The sequence below is a fragment of the Petralouisia muris genome (genome assembly GCF_004793545.1).
Taxonomy (GTDB): Bacteria; Bacillota; Clostridia; order Lachnospirales; family Lachnospiraceae; genus Petralouisia; species Petralouisia muris.
Genome location: NZ_SRYA01000048.1, coordinates 18,019 through 37,160, shown reverse-complemented (window position 1 = coordinate 37,160; position 19,142 = coordinate 18,019). Strand labels below are relative to the sequence as shown.

The following is a 19,142-nucleotide window of genomic DNA, read 5'->3' as shown; positions in this document are numbered from 1 at the left end:
TCTATCATACAGGTTTGCTCCAGTTTTGTATAGGTACCCACTATCTACCGTTTACGATGTATCAGCCTTTTCCGTATAAAGTCATTGACAGTGTAAATACTGTTGTATATACTGAAAAAGGCTCCTTTTTTAGCAGAAAATCAATAAAAAAGGGAAATTAAATTCTGATAACTGTAAGCTTTATCTGCAGGCAATGCTCGATAAAGGCAGCGCAGCAACATAGAAAAACAGGATAAGTGAGATTATGAAAAAATTACTGGTATACTTAAAAGACTATAAAAAAGAAAGCATTCTTGCCCCGCTGTTTAAAATGCTGGAGGCATCCTTTGAACTGATTGTGCCTTTGGTGGTAACGGCAATGATAGACGTTGGAATTGCAGACAAAAACAGCGGCTATATTCTGAAAATGTGTCTGGTTATGGTGGCGTTGGGCTTGATTGGACTTTTGTGTTCTGTGACGGCTCAATATTTTGCAGCGAAGGCGGCAGCTGGATTTGGGACCAGGGTGCGTCATCAGTTATTTGCCCATATTCAGAGTTTTTCTTTTACGGAAATCGATCAGGAAGGAACGGCTACCCTGATTACCAGAATGACCAGTGATATCAACCAGGTGCAGTCTGGGGTCAATATGGTGCTGCGGCTGTTTTTGCGCTCCCCGTTTATTGTGTTTGGGGCCATGGTTATGGCGTTTACTATTGATTGGAAAGCCGCTTTAATTTTTGCAGTTGCAATTCCGCTGCTGTCTCTGGTGGTTTTTGGAGTGATGGCCGTTAGCATTCCCCTTTACCGGAAGGTTCAGGAACGTCTGGACAAAGTGCTGGGCATTACTCGGGAAAATCTGACTGGCGCCCGGGTAATCCGTGCATTTCATAAAGAAGAGGAAGAAAAGGCCAGATTTGAGGAAGGATTGGAAAGCCTGACTTCCATGCAGAATCATGTAGGGAAAATCAGCGCATTTATGAATCCGGTTACTTATGTTATCATCAATGGCGCTACGATTCTTCTTCTGTATACCGGTGCAGTCCAGGTGGACGCCGGAAGCCTGACTCAGGGGGAAGTGGTGGCGCTGGTAAATTATATGTCTCAGATTCTGGTGGAATTAATTAAGCTTGCCAATTTAATTGTAACCATTACGAAAGCAGTGGCATGCGGAAACCGGGTGGAATCTATTTTGGAAATTCAGAGCAGTATGCCTGCAGATGGAAACCAACTGGAACATTCTGTCGGGGGGACGTTGTCATCTGATTTTAGAACTGCAGATGGAAGCCCGCTGGAATATTCCGGTGGAGAAGTTGGAGACAGCACGGAGCAATCAATTGGTGAAACAGGAAACAGAACAGAACAATTGGAAACGGAAAATCAAACGGGGACGCCTGCAGTGGAATTTGCTCATGTGGGCCTGACTTATCAGGGAGCCGGCGGAGAAAGCTTGTCAGACATTGATTTTTCTGTGAAGAAGGGAGAGACCATTGGAATTATCGGCGGTACCGGTTCTGGCAAAACATCGCTGGTGCATCTGATTCCCAGATTTTACGATGTTACCAGCGGGGCGGTATTGCTCAATGGAAGAAACGTGCGGGAGTATCCTTTGGAGGAGCTGCGTCAGAAAGTAGGAATTGTCATGCAGCGCGCCGTGTTGTTTAAAGGAACCATACGGGAAAATCTTTGCTGGGGGAAGGCAGACGCTTCAGAAGAGGAACTGTATGAGGCCTTGGAAATTGCTCAGGCAAAAGAAGTTGTGGAAGGGAAAGAAGGCAGTCTGAATGCTCCTGTGGAACAGGGAGGAAAGAATTTTTCCGGCGGGCAGAGACAAAGGCTGACCATTGCAAGAGCATTGGTGCGCAAACCGGAAATTCTTATTTTAGATGACAGTGCGTCGGCGTTGGATTACGCCACTGACGCTAAACTGCGTAAATCCATCCGGGAAATGGAAGGCAGTCCCACAGTATTTATCGTCTCTCAGCGCACCTCTTCCATCCAGCATGCAGATAAAATCATTGTATTAGAGGATGGAGAAGTGGCCGGTATTGGCACCCACCAGCAATTATTAGAAAGCTGCGGAGTGTATCGGGAGATTTATGAATCCCAGTATAAAAAGCAATAAAAGGCAGCCATGAAGGAGAATAAATCTGAAGAATTAGGAAGAAATAGGAATTTATACTCAAGAGCATACTTATTTGCCAAATGATTTGCTTGTTTTCTTAAAATAGCGAAAACTTGTTGGCAAATCATTTCGCTCACGGGTATAGGAAACGGCGGGAGGCAGCCATGAAAGAAAAGGGAAAGAAAAAACATCAGGCAGGAACCTTGAAAAAAGTGTTGAAATATATTGAAAAATATAAGATTTTTCTTATTTTGTCATTGATTTTCGCAGTGGCAACTGTAGTCTCTACCCTCTATATTCCAGTGGTGACTGGGCAGGTTATCGACCATATTCTGGCGCCAGGAAAGGTGGAATTTCCGATTATTTTTCGGTTGTTGGGACGAATCGGAGTAATTACCGGGGTAACGGCATTGGCCCAATGGCTGATGAATGTGTGTAATAATAAGATTACTTATGAAGTGATTCAAGATATCCGCAGGGAAGCTTTTGCCAAAATTGAAGTGCTTCCTTTGAAGTTTATCGACGGACATTCTCATGGGGAACTGGTGAGCCGGGTCATTGCAGATGTGGATCAGTTTGCAGATGGTCTGTTGATGGGATTTTCCCAGTTGTTCACAGGTTTGGTAACGATTTTGGGAACGCTGCTGTTTATGCTGTCCATCAATGTGAAAATTACGCTGGTGGTTGTTCTTATTACGCCGGTTTCCCTGTTTGTGGCGAGCTTTATTGCCAGGCGGACGTTTTCCATGTTTATGCTGCAGTCTACAACCAGGGGTGAACAGACTGCATTAATTAATGAAATGATAGAAAACCAGAAGGTGGTGCAGGCTTTTTCCAAGGAGGAGGATGTGCTGAAAACCTTCGATGAAATCAATGGCAGACTGGAAAAGGCGTCTCTGCAGGCAACCTTTTTTTCTTCTCTGACCAATCCCTGTACCCGGTTTGTCAATAGTCTGGTATATACAGGGGTAGGATTGGCAGGAGCTTTTTCTGCCATGAGAGGCGTATTGACGGTGGGGCAGCTTTCTTGTTTTCTCAGTTATGCCAATCAGTATACGAAGCCCTTTAATGAAATTTCCGGAGTGGTGACAGAACTGCAGAATGCTTTGGCCTGCGCGGAACGGATTTTCCGTTTAATTGAAGAAGAGCCTCAGACGCCGGAGCCGGAACATGTAAAAGTTTTGGCGGATGTCAGGGGAAATGTGAATCTGGAACATGTGTATTTTTCCTACGAGCCGGAGCAGAAACTGATTGAGGACTTTAATCTGCAGGTGAAACCTGGGCAGCGGGTAGCGATTGTAGGGCCTACCGGATGTGGAAAAACTACAGTTATTAATCTGCTGATGCGGTTTTATGATGTAGATCAGGGCAGTATTCAGGTAGAGGGAATGGATATTCGGGAAGTTACCAGAAGAAGTCTGCGGGAAAGCTATGGAATGGTGCTGCAGGAAACTTGGCTGAAAGCAGGAACTATCCGGGAAAATCTGGTGATGGGCAAGCCAGACGCCACTCAGGAGGAAATGGTAACGGCTGCTAAAGCCGCCCATGCCCACAGTTTTATTAAGCGTCTGCCCAAAGGGTACGATACTGTGATCGGCGAGGAAGGGGGGAGTTTGTCTGCCGGGCAAAAGCAGCTTTTGTGCATTGCCCGGGTGATGCTCTGCCTGCCGCCTATGCTGATTCTGGATGAAGCAACCTCTTCCATTGATACCAGAACGGAAATGAAAATACAGAACGCATTTGCAAAGATGATGGAGGGGCGCACCAGCTTTATTGTGGCCCACCGGCTGTCCACCATACAGGAAGCGGATATCATTCTTGTTATGAAAGACGGGCATATTTTAGAACAGGGCAGCCATGAAGAATTGCTGGCGCAGAAAGGATTTTATTCGGAGCTTTATTACAGTCAGTTTGCCCTTTAAAGTATCCTTTTGCAGTGTTTACTCAGGATTATGCAGAGCTTTATTACAGCCAGTTTGCCCTTTAGAATCCTTTTTTAATCACATCTTTCCCGAACCGTTCCTGAATGGATTGCATGGCTTTTTCTGCCCGCAGCTCTTTCTGGGTTTTGGGCAGGTCAAATAATGTCATTTGCACTGGTTCTGGTTCGGCAGCCAATTTGGAGGTTCGCACTCCAAGAAGACGGATAGGCTCTCCGTTCCAAAGCTCATCAAACAACAGGCAGGCATGATGGTACAGGATTGATTCCTCATCTGTAACAGCAGGAAGCTGCATCTGGTGGGAGACCCGCACAAAGGAAGCGTAACGGATTTCTGTGCTGACCATGCCGGCAAGCTGGTGATAGCGTTTCAGCCGGGAGGAAACTTGGCGGCAGAGGGAGCGTATCGTCTCTTTTGCCTCCATTGCAGTTTCGGCGTCTCTTGAGAGGGTAGTGGAATTCCCCACACATTTCAGTTCGCTTTCTTCGGTGTGAACTGGGGAATCATCAATGCCGTTGGCAAATTCCCAGATCAATCGTCCATGGCTTTTCATATGGCTTTCCAGAATTTTCACATTTGTCCGGGCCAGATCTCCGATGGTTCGGATCTCCATTTTTTCTAATGTGGCGGCAGAGGATTTTCCTACCATAAATAAATCCCGGACCGGAAGGGGCCACATTTTTGCAGGAATTTCTTCCGGAAATAAGGTATGGACACGGTCAGGCTTCTGGAAATCAGAGGCCATTTTTGCAAGAAGCTTATTGGAGGAAATGCCGATATTAACGGTGAAGCCAAAAGCGTCCCGCACGGCGTCTTTGATGGCGCAGGCAGCGGTAATCGGATTGCCGTAGGGTTTCTCGTATCCGGTAAAATCCATATAACATTCGTCAATGCTGACCTGTTCAATTCTGGGGCAGAAGGTAACCAGAAGTTCCATCAGCCGCTTGCTGTAAGAATCGTACAATTTGTGGTCCGGAGGAACCAGCAGAAGGTTGGGGCATTTCTGCAAAGCATGGGCGACTGGCTCTCCGGTAGTGATATGGTATGCCTTGGCAGGGATGGATTTGGCCAGGACTACGCCGTGGCGGCTGGCCATGTCTCCGCCGATAATAGACGGGATTTCCCGCAGGTCAAGGGCGTCGCCGTTTTTTAGTTTCTCAACCGCAGTCCAGGAAAGGTAAGCGGAATTAACGTCAATGTGGAAAATTAATTTTTGGTCCATTGGATCACCTCGCAGCGTATCGTGATAATAACCATCAGGATCCCTCCTTATGGTAAATTATACCATACGTTTGTTCTGTTTGGAAGCGGTATTTTATGGGAATTTTAAATTAAATAATTGTAATTTCAGGGAAAATAGCATATAATAGAAGAAAATTATAAGGTGAAAGATTGAAAGGGGATAGGATGAAAGAAGATATAAAATGGTGTGATTTGAGAATCACGATACCATATGTTATGGGGCAATTGTCTGAGAAGAAATTATCAGCAATTATTGAGAATTTAAGGGAAAGTCAATTTAAAAATGCAAAACTTATTATGTCAGAGCTTCATGTAGCGGCTATATCATTAGTTAACGGAAAGAAAAATCTTTTAATTGAACCCCAGCAAATTACTTTTGCTTCACATTTGGAGGATGGGTTTGATATCGAAGCTATACAACTTCAATTTTCAACTGTGCTGAATGCATTACTCATTGATGATGAGAATCAATATTTGGTGAATATTGAGGGAATATCAGACACTGATAATTCTCATGCTGAGAGTAAGCAGTTTTTTGAGGAAAAATTTATGCCTTTGGATGATGATATTTGCGGTGTGGGATACCGTTTTCTGGTGAATAGTGGTGAATTGTTCGGTGAATTTAAGATAGAGCCATTAGTATCAGATGTGGGTAAATATTATTATCAGTGGGTGTTGAATAAATCGGAAAAAGGGACAATTGAAGATATGTTGCATGATGTGCAGAGCAATATGGATAAAGAGCGAGACGGATGTTATAGTGTAATAAGGAGATAAGATATGAAGAGGCTTACTTTGCCAAGGGAGAAAACGGGATATGTTCCTATGGGAATTTATAGTTATCCGCAGGCAGAACGGAAGGAAGCTTTTTTAAAAATGTTTTCTTCTATTGAGGAGGAGCCCGCAATAAATGAGAAAAGGATGGAGAATCTTAAGGAACTCAGGGGGGATTACCGTTGAATCAGGCATCAATATTTACATTGGAAAAACGTGGCAACGCTTATAAAGATTTTGACAGTTTTCCATCAGATCTGTATGTTGATACAAGTGCATGGATTGCTGTTTATAATGGAAATCTTTCTTATAACCCGATGAAAGAGTTTATGAGTGACTGCTTGAATAATAATACAACATTGTATCACTCGGAAATGGTTTTATCTGAAGCAGTTCATGTGAATGAAAAGGCTTTTTATGACCAGTATGCGGAAAATTATCTATCACAAGCGAAAGAGCACGGAAAAGTAAATCAGAAGAAACTGAAGAAATTAATTAATCGTGCCCATCCAGAAATTCTTACTGACATCAAAATTTCACAAAATCAATTGCTACATATTATTCGGACAAGCAGTGATCTCCTTGAATATGAGACTGATACAGAGGCATTTGAAGAAATGTTAAAAATACGGGATGCATCTGGAAATATTCTTGGGACGAACGATGCAAAGCATGTTTATATTGCAAGGCAGTATGGAATTAATTCATTTCTGACGGCAGATGGAGATTTTATTGCTTTGGATAATGACAATATTTATGTGCCTCAAAATGAAAAATATATCAGAGAAAAAATCGGAAGAAATAATGTTTATCTGGAATTTGACCCAAATCAGTATTAATCCAGGTCCGAATTTCCTGTCGAATTTTATCTTACATTTCCCTTTGACAATATTTTAACACGGTGGTATACTAAACAAGTGTTACCAGAACAGGAAACATCAGTTTCTTTATGGAACTGCCCCGCGGACAAAGCTTTGCCTGAGACAGAACGGCAGGGAATGTTCCGGAGAAAGAAATAGAATAGAGGTGGAAAGAATGGCAGTACAGCAGGCAGATATTAACAAAGTCCGTGCATCTGTATCAGGACAGCTGGGCAACAAAGTCATGATTCAGTTGGACAGGGGCCGCAACAGGGTTGACATTCAGGAAGGAGTTATCAAAGGAGCCTACCCGTCGGTTTTTACCATATTGGTAGATGATGACAATGAGAAAAATCCACCGCAGTTACTTTCTTTCAGTTATGCCGATGTGTTGACAAGGGATATCAGAATGAAATTATGCTAATGAAAGTAAAATGAATAAAATGCTTCAATTCGGAATAAAATGTACAAATATTCAGGATTGGAGCGTTTTTATTTTGGAATTATCGAAAAAATATATACATATGAACCGGGAAAAAGGAAAAGCTGTGACACAGATTACACTGGATGATGATTTTAATGTACCAGATACCAAACCGGATTTGATACGGATTATTCTGGATAAAGGAGAAATCAGGCTGGATGAAACCACCATTACCCAGGATCACGTATGGCTGAAAGGCGTGCTGAAATTTTCTTTGCTGTACCGCAGTGATCAGGAGGAAGGAAAGATAAACAGCATGAACGGGGAAATTCCCTTTCAGGAAAGTCTTGCCATCGATGGGGCCAATGAGTACGATACCGCCAGGATGAGCTGGGAAATGGAAGATTTATCCATAGGAATTATCAATTCCAGAAAGCTCAGCGTGAAGGCTTTGGTGGTGCTGAAGGCTGTCATAGATGAAATTTATGATGAAGATGTGATTACAGGGGCAGAACGGGAAGGAGGTATACAGCTTCTGGAGGATAAACTGTCAGCCATGCAGCTGTTTTTGGCAAAGAAAGATACTTATCGGTTTAAAGAAGAGATTGTCCTGCCTTCCAATAAGCCCAATATCCGGCAGGTATTGTGGAAAAGCGTGCAGCTTCGAAGTGTGGAAATGCGTTTGTTTGACGGGCAGCTGAACATCAAGGGAGAAGCATTAGTGTTTGTTCTATATGAAGGAGAGGAGGAAGAAGAACATTTACAGTGGATGGAAACTGCCCTGCCCTTTACAGGCATTATTGAATGCAATGGATGCAGCGATGATATGATCTGCGATATTTCCTATGATATTGCAGGGATAGAACTGGAAGCTAAGCCGGATTACGACGGAGAAGAACGCATGCTCCATTTAGAGCTGGTATTGGATTTGGAACTGCAGGTATTTACAGAGGAAGAAGACCGGATTGTGGCAGATCTGTATGCCACCAATGAAAAACTGACGCCGGTGTATCAGGAGTCTGTTTTTGAAAAGCTGCTGCTGCGCAATGCTTCCAAATGTAAGATTGTGGAGAAAATGAGTCTGGATAAAAATCAGGAGCCTATTCTGCAAATCTGCGCCAGCGAGGGAAATGCAGTGGTAGAGCAGACAGAAATTGTAGAAGGAGGAATTCAGGTAGAAGGAACCCTGCAGATGAATATTTTGTATGTGACAGCAGATGATCGAATGCCGGTTGCATCCATGAAGGATATTCTTCCCTTCCATTATCTGATTGAGGTCCCCGGAATTAATGACAGCTGCCGGTATCATTTGCAGACGGGAATCGATCAACTTACCACCGTGATGACAGACAGCAGCCAGGTGGAAGTGAAAGCAGTGCTGGGATTAAACTGCATTGTGTTTGAGCAGCAGAAGGTGCACAAGATTACAGAGGTGGAACAGGAGCCTTTGAATATGGAAGAACTGCAGGAAAGCCCAGGAATTATTGGTTACATAGCTAAGGATGGAGATAAGCTCTGGAATATTGCCAAGGAAAACTATACGACGATTTCAGAAATTGTAACAACCAACCAGCTTCCGTCGGAACAAATTAAAGGAGGAGATAAGATACTGATTATCAAAACTGTGGGATAAAGGAACTGCTGGCAAAAGGATGACTTTTTGCCAGCCCTGCTTTTGGGCAGCGTGGAGTTTAGAGCGTGTTTGAAAAATTATTTACACTATAAATTTTATATCTCCTGAAATTCTCTTGAAATCTTCCGGTTTCTGGCTTAAAATATAAGTAATATTTTACAAAATACAGTATGCTGATGAATGTCAGGCAGGAGGGAAAGAGATGAAGTGGAGAAGAATATTATGTTTTTGGATGGCGGCAGTATTGGCTTGTTCCGGATTGCCGCCGATGGAAGCTTATGGGCAGGAAATTTCTGGGACGTCAGGAAGTATTGCGGAAGCAGCCAATGATTTCTATTTAGAAATAGACAGGGAAACGGACACATATGTAGTTACAGGAATCCATGAGTGGGCGAAAGACTGTACAGAAATCCGTATTCCTGCTGCAATTAATGGAAAAGAGGTAACAGCGGTAGGAAAAAAGGGCAACAGTTCTGAACTATTTGCAGAATGCCCTAATTTGACGAAAGTAACGCTTCCGGAAGGGCTAGAGAAAATCGGAGATATGGCTTTTACGCGTTGCAGGCAGCTTACGGAAATCGTGTTGCCAAGCAGTCTGAAAAGTATTGGGAAGAATGCTTTTACAGATTGTGAAAAGCTGGAACAGGCAGTACTGCCGGAGGGACTTGCGAGTATGGGAGAAGGAGCGTTTTCCAGCTGCGAAAGTTTAAAAGAAGTAATATTGCCAGGCAGCTTGGCACGGATAGAGAAAAGCGCATTTATTGCCTGCAGCAGCCTGGAGAAGGTGACGCTGGCGGAAGGGCTGAAGGAAATTGGAGGAAGTGCATTTGATCAATGCACCAGTTTGACGTCTCTGGAATTACCGGAGGGATTGGAAACGATAGAAGGAAGCGTATTTGAAGAAAGCATCAATCTAACAACCGTTAATTTTCCTGATACGTTAAAGACAATAGGGAATGCAGCCTTCTCCCAGACGAATTTGTCGGAGGTCTCACTGCCCCAGGGACTGGAAGTGCCGGAGAGTAATCCATTTATATATTGCAGAAACCTGTCTAAGATTACTATGCGCGCTGCAAACGGAGAAGGAACGTATTGCGTGGTGGAAAATGATGTTTTATATAACAAGGATAAAACTACCATAATCACATATCCGGGCGGAAAGCAGGGAGAGTATGTGATGCCTGACACTGTTACATTGATTGCGCCAAGCGGATTTTTAGGAAGCGATGGTTTAACCAAGCTTACAATTCCTGCAAGCTATTCAACAGGAATATGGAAGGGATGTCCTTTTGAAAGCTGCAATTCTATCCAGGAATTTGTAGTGGCAGAAGATAATCCTGAGATTATGTCCAAAGATGGATTTATCCTGGATAAGACAGGGAAGAGGATAATTGCCGCGCCAAACGGACGGGAGATGATGGTAATTCCAGATGGAGTAGAGGTTGCAGAAGCGTATTCGATTTACAATCGGGCTGGAAAGTATCTGAAGGTGCCGGCCAGTGTTAAGACGATTAGGGATGATTTGAGCTATTACCGAGATAAGGATTTTTGGATGATAGTAATTAAGGATAGCGCCGGAGAGAGATACGCACAAGAAAAAAATATTCCTTATATTTATGAAGGGGATCCTCTTCCGGATAAAAATCCGCCGGAACCTGAACAGCCTGACCCCACCCCCACGCCAACCCCGCCAGACCCAGAGAATCCAACCGATCCCACCCCCACGCCAACCCCTACCCCAACTCCCACGCCAATGCCAACTCCTCCCAAGGATGAAGAGCCGGACAGCACAAAAAACTGCAGCCATAATTATAAAGAAACCTTGCTGCGGCAGGCCGACTGCAGAGTCGGCGGAGCAGTGCATTGTGTCTGCGGAAAATGCGGTCATCAGTATATAAAAGATACCCCAGCCCTGGGACATGATTTTGAGGAACAGGCGGAGCGTAAAGCATCTTTTAAGAAAGACGGAATCATCCGGGATATCTGTAAGGTCTGCGGAAAAGAGGGAGAGAAATCAAGTATCAGAGGAGTGGAAAAGGTGAAGCTTTCCGACACAGAATTTGAATGGAGCGGAAACGTAAATAAGCCCTCTGTGCTGGTAAGGGACAGAAAAGGAAATGAACTGGCAGACGGACAGGACTATACGGTGGATTTCTCCGAATGCAAAGCCGCAGTGGGAGTTTACAATGTGAAAATAAACTTCCAGGGAGACTACACGGGAACGGTAAGCAGAAGCTATAAGGTTTATCCCAAAGGGACTACTATCACGAAGGTGACAAAGAAATCCAAAGGCTTTGCCCTGGCGTGGAAAAAACAGGCGAAAGAGACGACCGGATACGAGATTCAATATTCTACAAGCAAGAACTTTACCAGGAAAACCACCAAGACAGTTCTGGTAAAGAAGACCAAAACTACCAGCAAGACAGTCAGCAAACTGACAGGAAATAAGAAGTATTATATTAGAATCCGCACCTATAAGACGGTGAAAATCAATAACAAATCCAGGAAGATGTATTCTGACTGGTCTAAAACTAAACAGGTAAAAACGAAAAAGTAAAAGAAAGATATCAAGCGGGCAGCGGAAACGAAAAAATTCTGCTGTCCGCAAAATTTTACAAAAAATACAAATGTTCTCCGGTTGCTATCGGAGAAAGATGATGTTATAATCACCTTGTACGAGAAATTCAGGCAGAAGAGTTATGCCTGCCTGCAAATACATAGAAAGGTCATTCAGAAAGGAGATTTGCATGAGAAGAAAGAGACTGTTGGCAGCAGTACTGGTAATTGTCATGGGAATGTCACAATTTTCCGTAGCTATGGCGGACAAGAAGTCCGATGCGGAACAGAAGAAAAAAGAGGCGGAAGCGAATTTAAAGTCAAAGCAGAGTGAGATTAACCAGATCGAGGAACAGCAGGAACAGCTGCGCAGTGAAATTAATGCATTGGACGCAGAATTAGTGAACGTTATGATAGAGCTGTCCACATTAGAGGAAGAACTGGCAGTTAAAGAAGATGAGTTAGAACAGACTAAGGCAGATTTGGAGCAGGCAAAAATAGATGAGCAGAATCAGTATGAGGCGATGAAGCTGCGGATTCGCTTTATGTATGAAAAGGGAGACACCGCCATGCTGACCAGTCTGCTGGAATCTGGAAGCATTGCAGATCTTTTGAACCGGGTAGAATATGTCAACGAAGTTTATTCTTATGACAGAGAGCTTTTGACAGAATACCAGAACACCAAGGAGCAGGTGGCAGCGTTAGAGAAGCAGCAGGAAGAAGAGATTCAGGCTCTGGAGGTAAAGCATCAGGAATATCAGGTGGCAAGGGAAAATTTTGAGACAACCATAGCCCAGAAGAAGGATGAGGTAGGAGATTTCCAGACCAAGCTGGCAGCAGCCCAGGAGCTGGCAGCCAAATATCAGGATACCATTAATGCACAGGATACCATTATTGCTCAGGAAAATGAACGAATTGAACGGGAGCGGAGAGAAGCGGAACAGCGTGCTGCAGCCGCTGCAGCGGCCGCAGCGGCTGCCAGCAGAGCCAGCAGCAATTCCGGCGCAAGCAATGTCAGTGATTCTGCCAGCAGTAATTCCGGCGGCAGTTCCTCTGACAGCAGCAATTCCGGCGGCGGGGGAAATAAGAACCCGGGATACAGCACAGGGGTAAGCGGAAGCGCAGTGGTCAATTATGCAATGAATTTTGTGGGAAATCCATATGTATGGGGCGGCAAAGATCCCAATACCGGCGCAGACTGCAGTGGATTTACTAGTTATGTGTATGCGCATTTTGGGATAAGCATTCCCAGTTATTCCTATTCCCAGCGTTCTGTGGGACAGGAAGTTAGCTATTCCAACGCCCAGGCGGGAGATTTGATTTGTTACGCCGGACATGTGGCAATTTATATGGGCAACGGTCAGATTGTTCACGCCAAGGGAACTGCGTACGGAATTGTAGCTTATGATAATGCAACCTATCGGCCGATTATTACGGTGCGCAGAGTGTTATAAGGAGGATGAATGATGGAGATAAAGACATTACAGAATGATATGATAGCAGCCATGAAGGCTAAGGATAAAGGCAGAAAGGATGCAATTTCCGCATTGGTTTCCGCTGTGAAGAAAGCGGCTATTGATGAGGGCTGCCGGGAGGATATTCCGGAATCTTTGGTGGATCGGGTGATTTTGAAGGAATTAAAGACGGCAAAGGAGCAGCTTGACTCCTGTCCGGCGGAACGGACAGATTTGCTGGAGGAATATCAGCTGCGGCATGACGTTATCAAGGAATATGCTCCGGCCATGATGTCAGAAGAGGAAGTAAGGGCTTATATCACGGAGAAATTTGCAGAAGTGGTTGCTACCAAGAACAAGGGCCAGATTATGAAAGCCGTTATGGCAGAATTAAAAGGCAAAGCAGATGGCAAAGTAATTAATCAGGTAGTGGCAGATTTGTGCAAATAGGAGTTTGATATGATAATACAGTTACCGGAAAAAGTAAAGTTTATTATAGATACACTGACAGAGGCAGGATATGAAGCTTATGCGGTGGGAGGATGCGTGAGGGATTCCATTTTGGGACGTATGCCAGAAGACTGGGATATTACAACCTCTGCTTCCCCGCAGCAGGTAAAAATGCTTTTTCCAAGAACTGTAGATACAGGAATCCGGCATGGGACAGTTACCGTGCTCTGCGACAGAGAAGGGTTCGAAGTGACGACTTACCGGATTGACGGAAAATACGAAGATAAGAGGCATCCAAAAGAAGTTATTTTTACCTCAGACTTAATCGAAGATTTAAGACGGAGGGATTTTACCATCAATGCAATGGCCTATAATGAGCAGGATGGATTGGTGGACGCATTTGACGGAATGGGGGATTTGAAGCGCAGGCAGATCCGCTGTGTAGGCAATCCCGCGGAACGTTTTATGGAGGACGCCCTGCGCCTGATGCGGGCAGTGCGGTTTGCGGCCCAGCTTGGATTTGCTATAGAAGAGGAAACCAGGGAAATGATTCCCCGTCTGGCGGATAATCTTGCCGAAATCAGTGCGGAGCGAATTCAGACAGAATTAGTAAAGCTATTGGTTTCCGACCATCCGGAAAAGATGCGTACGCTGTATGAAACGGGAATAACCCGTGTGATTTTACCGGAATTTGATAAAATGATGACGACGCCTCAGAATAACCTGCATCATTGCTATAATGTGGGAGAACATACGATAGAAGCTTTGCTGCATATCAGAAAAGATAAGGTTCTGCGTCTGACAATGCTCCTGCATGATGTTGCCAAGCCTGTGTGCAGGACCCAGGACGAAGAGGGCGTGTATCATTTTTACGGGCATCCCCAGGCGGGGGCGCAGATGGCGAAAGAGATTCTGCAGCGGTTAAAATTTGACAATGATACCATAGCCAAAGTCACAGCGCTGATTACCTGGCACGATCACAGGCCGCTGCTAGAGGAAGCAAACATCCGACATGCCATTCATCAAATTGGAGAGGAAAATTATCCGGCTCTTTTTGAAGTGAAGCTTGCGGATACGCTTGCGAAAAATCAATACAAACGGCAGGAGAAGCTGGAGTACCTTGCAGAATATCAGCGGATTTATCAGGAGATTATGGACAAAAAGCAGTGCCTGACCTTAAAGGAGCTTGCGGTAAAAGGCGATGATCTGATAAAGCTGGGAATGAAGCCCGGCAAAGAGTTGGGAGCAGTGCTGGAATGGATGTTAAAGCACGTATTGAATGTTCCGGAGGACAATACCAAAGAAAAATTATTGGAATTGCTGAAAACGGCAAGAAAACCAGAATAGAATCCGACCCTTTCACATATGATAGAAAGACACAGGAAATAATCCTGTGAATATCATGGTGGAGGGGTTTATGTGTATAATCGAGAAAATCTGATTTTGGAACAATATCCTTTTGAAGTGAGACAGACAGTAAAAGGAAGAGGCGCATTGATTTGTGATACGGATAAAGGTCTGAAGATTTTAAAAGAATATAAAGGCTCCGAGGGCAGGGCGGATTTCCTGTATGGTTTGCTGCAGTTTTTGAAGAATCATGGACAAGAACGGATTGATTGTATTGTAAAGACCGGGGACGCCAAAACCATAGCCAGAGATGCGGACGGAACTGCCTATATGGTAAGAGATTGGTATGAAGGCAGGGAATGTGATACCAAGAGCAGGGATGATATTTTAAAGTCCATCCGGCAGTTAGCCGATATACATAATGTACTCAGGGAATTTCCGGAGGAAATACCGGAATATCTTCAGGTAAGGGATCATACTCTGCTGGAAGAAAATGAAAGACATACGAGAGAATTGAAAAAAGTCCGCAATTTCATTTTTTCCAGAAAAAAGAAAACAGATTTTGAGATGGAGTTTTTGAAAAGCTATGATATATTTTACAAAGAGGCCCTGGAAGTGGTGGAATTGCAGAAACAGGAGCAAAAAAGAGAAGAGGATGGAGAAAAAGAAGGCGTCTATGGTATCTGTCACGGAGATTACAACCAACACAATGTACTGTTTTCCAGACAGGGAATTGCAGTGCTGAATTTTGAAAAAGCATCCTATGATATCCAGGCGTCGGATCTTGGAAATTTTATGCGCAAAATTCTGGAAAAGCATAACTGGAATATGGGCCTGGGGATGGATATGCTGAGCGCTTACCATAAAGTCAGAGCTTTAAGCGAGCAGGAGATGAAGCAGCTTTATATCCGCCTTGCTTATCCGGAAAAATTCTGGAAAATTGCAAATCATTATTTTAATACCAGCAAAGCCTGGGTGTGCGGACGAAATCTGGAAAAACTTGAGAAGTTCATTTCTCAGAATGAGGCCAGGGAAAGCTTCCTGCATTTGATGTGGAAAAAAGCCTGAGGAGGAATTAAGATGCAAAAGAAAAATATTTATATGATTTTACTGGCGGCTCTGCTGGGATTACTGCTGGCCGGATGCAAAGAGTCTGGAAGCAAACTTACAGACGGCAGAGAATCCCTGAACGGAAGAGAAAAAGAGGAGGGCTTTATTGAAGAGGTGGAAATACTGAAAGAAACCGACAAGCTTTATGTAGTGACAGCCATTGACACAGAGCGAAGCATGATTACGCTGCAGGACTGGGATACCACAAGAGAGAAGCCCTTTAATTATACCGGCGCAACTTATTTCAAGGGGAAATACGGAGATAATCTGACGGTAAGCCAGATTTCCGTGGGAGAGTTGGTGACAGTGGAACGAAGGGGCGAAACCCTTGTAAACGTTCAGATTTCTGAAGAGGTATTTTCTTATGATGATCTGTATCATTTCACCCTGGATCTGACAAAGCAGACCTTAAGCGTAGGCGGCAGCACCTATTTTTTTGATGATAAAGTAGCTGCCTATCACGGAAACAGCAAGATATCTCTGTCGGAAATCAGCGAGCAGGACACCATCTGCCTGCGGGGGATTGACAGGCAGATTTATACCATTCAGGTGCTGGCAGGCCATGGAACGGTAGCCCTGAAGAACGCCGAGATTTTTCAGGGAGGCTACATTACGATTGGCAATTTATTGTCAATGAAGATTGTGCCCCAGATGCGGATTGAAGTGGCGGAAGGAACGTATCTTCTGGCAGTTGCCAATGACGGCTACGGCGGCAGCCGGGAGATCACTGTGGAAGCAAACCAGGAAACCACCGTGGATCTGAACGAGCTAAAGGGCGAAGGCCCCAAGTCCTGCCAGATTCAGTTTAAAGTAGAACCGGCAAATGCAGAGGTTTATCTGGACGGGGAGAAAATAGATATCAGCCATGCAGTGGAAGTCCGCTACGGCGCCCACCGTCTGACTGCCAAAGCGGAAGGCTATGAGGAATGGAGCAAGATTCTCATTGTAAACTCCAAGACAGCAGAGTTAACCATTAAGCTTACGGATAAGAGTTCGGACGAGACGATTTCCACAGCCAACCCCCCCAGCAGCAGTAACGCCAATAATAATAACAGTAACAGCAATAACAGCAATAACAGCAATAACAACAATAACAACAATCATAATAATAATAGTAACAGCAACAATAATAACAGCAATAACAACAATAACAGCAATAACAATAATAATAACAACAATAACAACAATAACAGCAGCAACGTAACCAGCGGCAACGCCACAAGGCAATAAGGGACAGAGATTTTTTATATTTTACTGCACAGGTCATTGCGGGCAGTTTTTCATTGACATCTGTCTCCTGTATAAAAAACGTTTCCTTACCCCGGAATTTTCCAAAAAACAGTTGAGAAATTCCCCCTCTTGAAGTATGATAAAAGCAGCAGGTTTTTATCCATGCAGTTTGCATGAAATCAATGCGGCCGGACGCCGCAGCGCTGCAGAAACATAAACGAGGAGGATTAGAATGGATTACAAAGAAATGTATCAGGAGTGGTTAAATAACCCATATTTTGATGAAGCAACCAAAGCGGAGTTAAAAGGAATTGCAGAAGATGAAAAAGAGATAGAAGATCGTTTTTATATGGATCTGGAATTTGGTACCGCAGGGCTTCGCGGTGTCATTGGAGCTGGAACAAACCGTATGAACATCTATACGGTACGCAAGGCTACCCAGGGACTTGCGAATTATATTGCATCAGTAAACGGACAGGCTAAGGGTGTGGCAATTGCTTATGATTCCAGAAGAATGTCACCGGAATTTGCAGATGAAGCGGCTCTGTGCCTGGCAGCGAACGGGATTAAGGCGTATGTGTTTGAATCCTTAAGGCCGACCCCTGAATTGTCCTATGCAGTTCGCAAGCTGGGATGTATTGCAGGAATCAACATTACTGCAAGCCATAATCCCCCTGAATATAATGGATATAAGGTATACTGGGAGGACGGCGCTCAGATTACCCCGCCCCATGATAAGGGAATTATGGATGAGGTGAAGAAGGTTACCGATTATGCGACAGTGAAAACTATGGACAAGGCAGAGGCAGAGAAGGCCGGACTTTATACCGTTATCGGCAAAGATATCGACGATCCTTATATGGAAGAGTTAAAGAGCCTGGTTCTGCGTCAGGACTGCATTGATGCAGTGGCAAAGGACATGAAGATTGTATACTCCCCGCTGCATGGAACTGGAAATATTCCGGTGCGCCGTGTGCTGAAGGAACTTGGATTTGAGCATGTTTACGTGGTGCCGGAGCAAGAGCTGCCGGATGGGGAATTCCCAACCGTAAGCTATCCCAATCCGGAATCGGAAGAGGCGTTCCAGTTAGGTTTAAAGCTTGGCAAAGAAGTAGATGCAGATTTGATCCTTGCCACAGACCCGGATGCTGACCGTCTTGGCGTCTATGTGAAGGATTCCCAAACGGGAGAATATCACAGCCTTACTGGTAATATGTCAGGCTGTCTCATCGGTGATTATGTCATCAGCCAGAGAAAAGAGAAGGACGGACTTCCGGCGGATGGGGCTTTTGTAAAGTCCATTGTTTCCACCAATATGGCAGACGCCATTGCGAAATACTACGGTATTGAATTGATTGAGGTATTGACCGGATTCAAGTTTATCGGCCAGAAGATTCTGGAATTTGAGAACACCGGAAAAGGAACTTATCTGTTCGGCATGGAAGAGAGTTACGGCTGCCTGACAGGAACTTACGCAAGGGACAAGGATGCGGTAGTGGCTTCCATGACCTTATGTGAAGCAGCTGCATATTACAAAACGAAAAACATGACTTTGTGGGACGCCATGATTGCTATGTATGAACGTTACGGCTATTACAAGGATGATGTAAAGGCGATTACCTTAAAGGGAATCGAAGGATTAGAAAAGATTCAGGAGATCATGAATACCTTAAGAGAGAATATGCCCAGGGAAATCGGAGGATATCGGGTGGTATCTGCAAGGGATTACAAGAAGGATGCCATTCAGAATATGGCGGACGGACAGGTAACGCCAACAGGGCTTCCCTCCTCCAATGTGCTGTATTATGACCTGACAGAGGACGCATGGGTATGTGTAAGACCTTCCGGAACAGAACCGAAGGTGAAGTTCTACTATGGCGTAAAAGGAACTTCTTTGTCGGATGCCGATGAAAAATCTGAACAATTAGGGAAAGAAGTGCTTGCAATGATTGACAAAATGCTGTAAAACATATATAATCCTTAAATATGTGGTTTAGGATATAAAGAAAAGAAATTAC

15 protein-coding genes are annotated in these 19,142 nt (G+C 44.3%); 14 read left to right on the top strand and 1 reads right to left on the bottom strand.

Features of this window, described 5'->3' with window-relative positions:
• Nucleotides 1–244: 244 nt before the first annotated feature.
• Both E5329_RS19635 and E5329_RS19630 read left to right on the top strand, forming a co-directional pair.
• Nucleotides 245–2,104, top strand: coding sequence for an ABC transporter ATP-binding protein (locus E5329_RS19635; protein ID WP_135991059.1), 1,860 nt, complete (start codon nt 245–247; stop codon nt 2,102–2,104).
• Nucleotides 2,105–2,268: 164 nt separating this feature from the next.
• The gene (locus E5329_RS19630) at nt 2,269–4,026 is read left to right on the top strand and encodes an ABC transporter ATP-binding protein (RefSeq protein WP_135991058.1); all 1,758 of its coding nucleotides are present in this window, start codon (nt 2,269–2,271) and stop codon (nt 4,024–4,026) included.
• A 61-nt stretch (nt 4,027–4,087) separates the two neighbouring features.
• Here the strand turns inward: E5329_RS19630 and E5329_RS19625 are convergent, their stop codons facing one another.
• Entirely contained in the window at nt 4,088–5,266 is a 1,179-nt protein-coding gene (locus E5329_RS19625; RefSeq protein ID WP_135991057.1) for a DNA polymerase Y family protein, read from the bottom strand.
• Between the two features lie 185 nt (nt 5,267–5,451).
• Here E5329_RS19625 and E5329_RS19620 point away from each other — a divergent pair, with 185 nt between their 5' ends.
• The 12 genes from E5329_RS19620 to E5329_RS19565 all read left to right on the top strand — a co-directional run bounded on the left by E5329_RS19620 (nt 5,452) and on the right by E5329_RS19565 (nt 19,090).
• The gene (locus tag E5329_RS19620; protein WP_135991056.1) at nt 5,452–6,063 is read left to right on the top strand and encodes a hypothetical protein; all 612 of its coding nucleotides are present in this window, start codon (nt 5,452–5,454) and stop codon (nt 6,061–6,063) included.
• Between the two features lie 3 nt (nt 6,064–6,066).
• Entirely contained in the window at nt 6,067–6,246 is a 180-nt protein-coding gene (locus tag E5329_RS19615; RefSeq protein ID WP_135991055.1) for a hypothetical protein, read from the top strand.
• Complete coding sequence (locus tag E5329_RS19610; RefSeq protein ID WP_135991054.1) at nt 6,243–6,899, top strand: type II toxin-antitoxin system VapC family toxin; 657 nt, start codon at nt 6,243–6,245, stop codon at nt 6,897–6,899. The genes E5329_RS19615 and E5329_RS19610 overlap by 4 nt, the downstream gene beginning before the upstream one ends.
• 196 nt (nt 6,900–7,095) lie before the next feature.
• Entirely contained in the window at nt 7,096–7,344 is a 249-nt protein-coding gene (locus E5329_RS19605; RefSeq protein ID WP_135991053.1) for a Veg family protein, read from the top strand.
• A gap of 73 nt (nt 7,345–7,417) precedes the next feature.
• The gene (locus tag E5329_RS19600) at nt 7,418–8,977 is read left to right on the top strand and encodes a DUF3794 and LysM peptidoglycan-binding domain-containing protein (protein ID WP_168356698.1); all 1,560 of its coding nucleotides are present in this window, start codon (nt 7,418–7,420) and stop codon (nt 8,975–8,977) included.
• A 202-nt stretch (nt 8,978–9,179) separates the two neighbouring features.
• Nucleotides 9,180–11,534, top strand: coding sequence for a leucine-rich repeat domain-containing protein (locus tag E5329_RS19595; RefSeq protein ID WP_135991051.1), 2,355 nt, complete (start codon nt 9,180–9,182; stop codon nt 11,532–11,534).
• A 190-nt stretch (nt 11,535–11,724) separates the two neighbouring features.
• Entirely contained in the window at nt 11,725–12,987 is a 1,263-nt protein-coding gene (locus tag E5329_RS19590) for a C40 family peptidase (protein WP_168356697.1), read from the top strand.
• Between the two features lie 12 nt (nt 12,988–12,999).
• Complete coding sequence (locus E5329_RS19585; protein WP_135991060.1) at nt 13,000–13,437, top strand: GatB/YqeY domain-containing protein; 438 nt, start codon at nt 13,000–13,002, stop codon at nt 13,435–13,437.
• 9 nt (nt 13,438–13,446) lie between these two features.
• Nucleotides 13,447–14,784, top strand: coding sequence for a CCA tRNA nucleotidyltransferase (locus E5329_RS19580; protein ID WP_135991049.1), 1,338 nt, complete (start codon nt 13,447–13,449; stop codon nt 14,782–14,784).
• Between the two features lie 72 nt (nt 14,785–14,856).
• The gene (locus tag E5329_RS19575) at nt 14,857–15,852 is read left to right on the top strand and encodes a CotS family spore coat protein (protein WP_135991048.1); all 996 of its coding nucleotides are present in this window, start codon (nt 14,857–14,859) and stop codon (nt 15,850–15,852) included.
• 12 nt (nt 15,853–15,864) lie between these two features.
• On the top strand, nt 15,865–17,124 hold the full coding sequence (locus E5329_RS19570) for a PEGA domain-containing protein (protein WP_135991047.1): 1,260 nt from the start codon (nt 15,865–15,867) through the stop codon (nt 17,122–17,124).
• Nucleotides 17,125–17,356: 232 nt separating this feature from the next.
• Entirely contained in the window at nt 17,357–19,090 is a 1,734-nt protein-coding gene (locus E5329_RS19565) for a phospho-sugar mutase (protein ID WP_135991046.1), read from the top strand.
• Nucleotides 19,091–19,142: the final 52 nt, after the last annotated feature.

What these genes read in the sequence shown, in the direction of transcription:
- E5329_RS19615 (WP_135991055.1), top strand. Translation starts at nt 6,067, where the DNA reads ATGAAGAGGCTTACTTTGCCAAGGGAGAAAACGGGATATGTTCCTATG.
- E5329_RS19605 (WP_135991053.1), top strand. Translation starts at nt 7,096, where the DNA reads ATGGCAGTACAGCAGGCAGATATTAACAAAGTCCGTGCATCTGTATCA.
- E5329_RS19565 (WP_135991046.1), top strand. Translation starts at nt 17,357, where the DNA reads ATGGATTACAAAGAAATGTATCAGGAGTGGTTAAATAACCCATATTTT.
- E5329_RS19570 (WP_135991047.1), top strand. Translation starts at nt 15,865, where the DNA reads ATGCAAAAGAAAAATATTTATATGATTTTACTGGCGGCTCTGCTGGGA.
- E5329_RS19580 (WP_135991049.1), top strand. Translation starts at nt 13,447, where the DNA reads ATGATAATACAGTTACCGGAAAAAGTAAAGTTTATTATAGATACACTG.
- E5329_RS19585 (WP_135991060.1), top strand. Translation starts at nt 13,000, where the DNA reads ATGGAGATAAAGACATTACAGAATGATATGATAGCAGCCATGAAGGCT.
- E5329_RS19590 (WP_168356697.1), top strand. Translation starts at nt 11,725, where the DNA reads ATGAGAAGAAAGAGACTGTTGGCAGCAGTACTGGTAATTGTCATGGGA.
- E5329_RS19595 (WP_135991051.1), top strand. Translation starts at nt 9,180, where the DNA reads ATGAAGTGGAGAAGAATATTATGTTTTTGGATGGCGGCAGTATTGGCT.
- E5329_RS19630 (WP_135991058.1), top strand. Translation starts at nt 2,269, where the DNA reads ATGAAAGAAAAGGGAAAGAAAAAACATCAGGCAGGAACCTTGAAAAAA.
- E5329_RS19620 (WP_135991056.1), top strand. Translation starts at nt 5,452, where the DNA reads ATGAAAGAAGATATAAAATGGTGTGATTTGAGAATCACGATACCATAT.
- E5329_RS19635 (WP_135991059.1), top strand. Translation starts at nt 245, where the DNA reads ATGAAAAAATTACTGGTATACTTAAAAGACTATAAAAAAGAAAGCATT.
- E5329_RS19625 (WP_135991057.1), bottom strand. Translation starts at nt 5,266, where the DNA reads ATGGACCAAAAATTAATTTTCCACATTGACGTTAATTCCGCTTACCTT.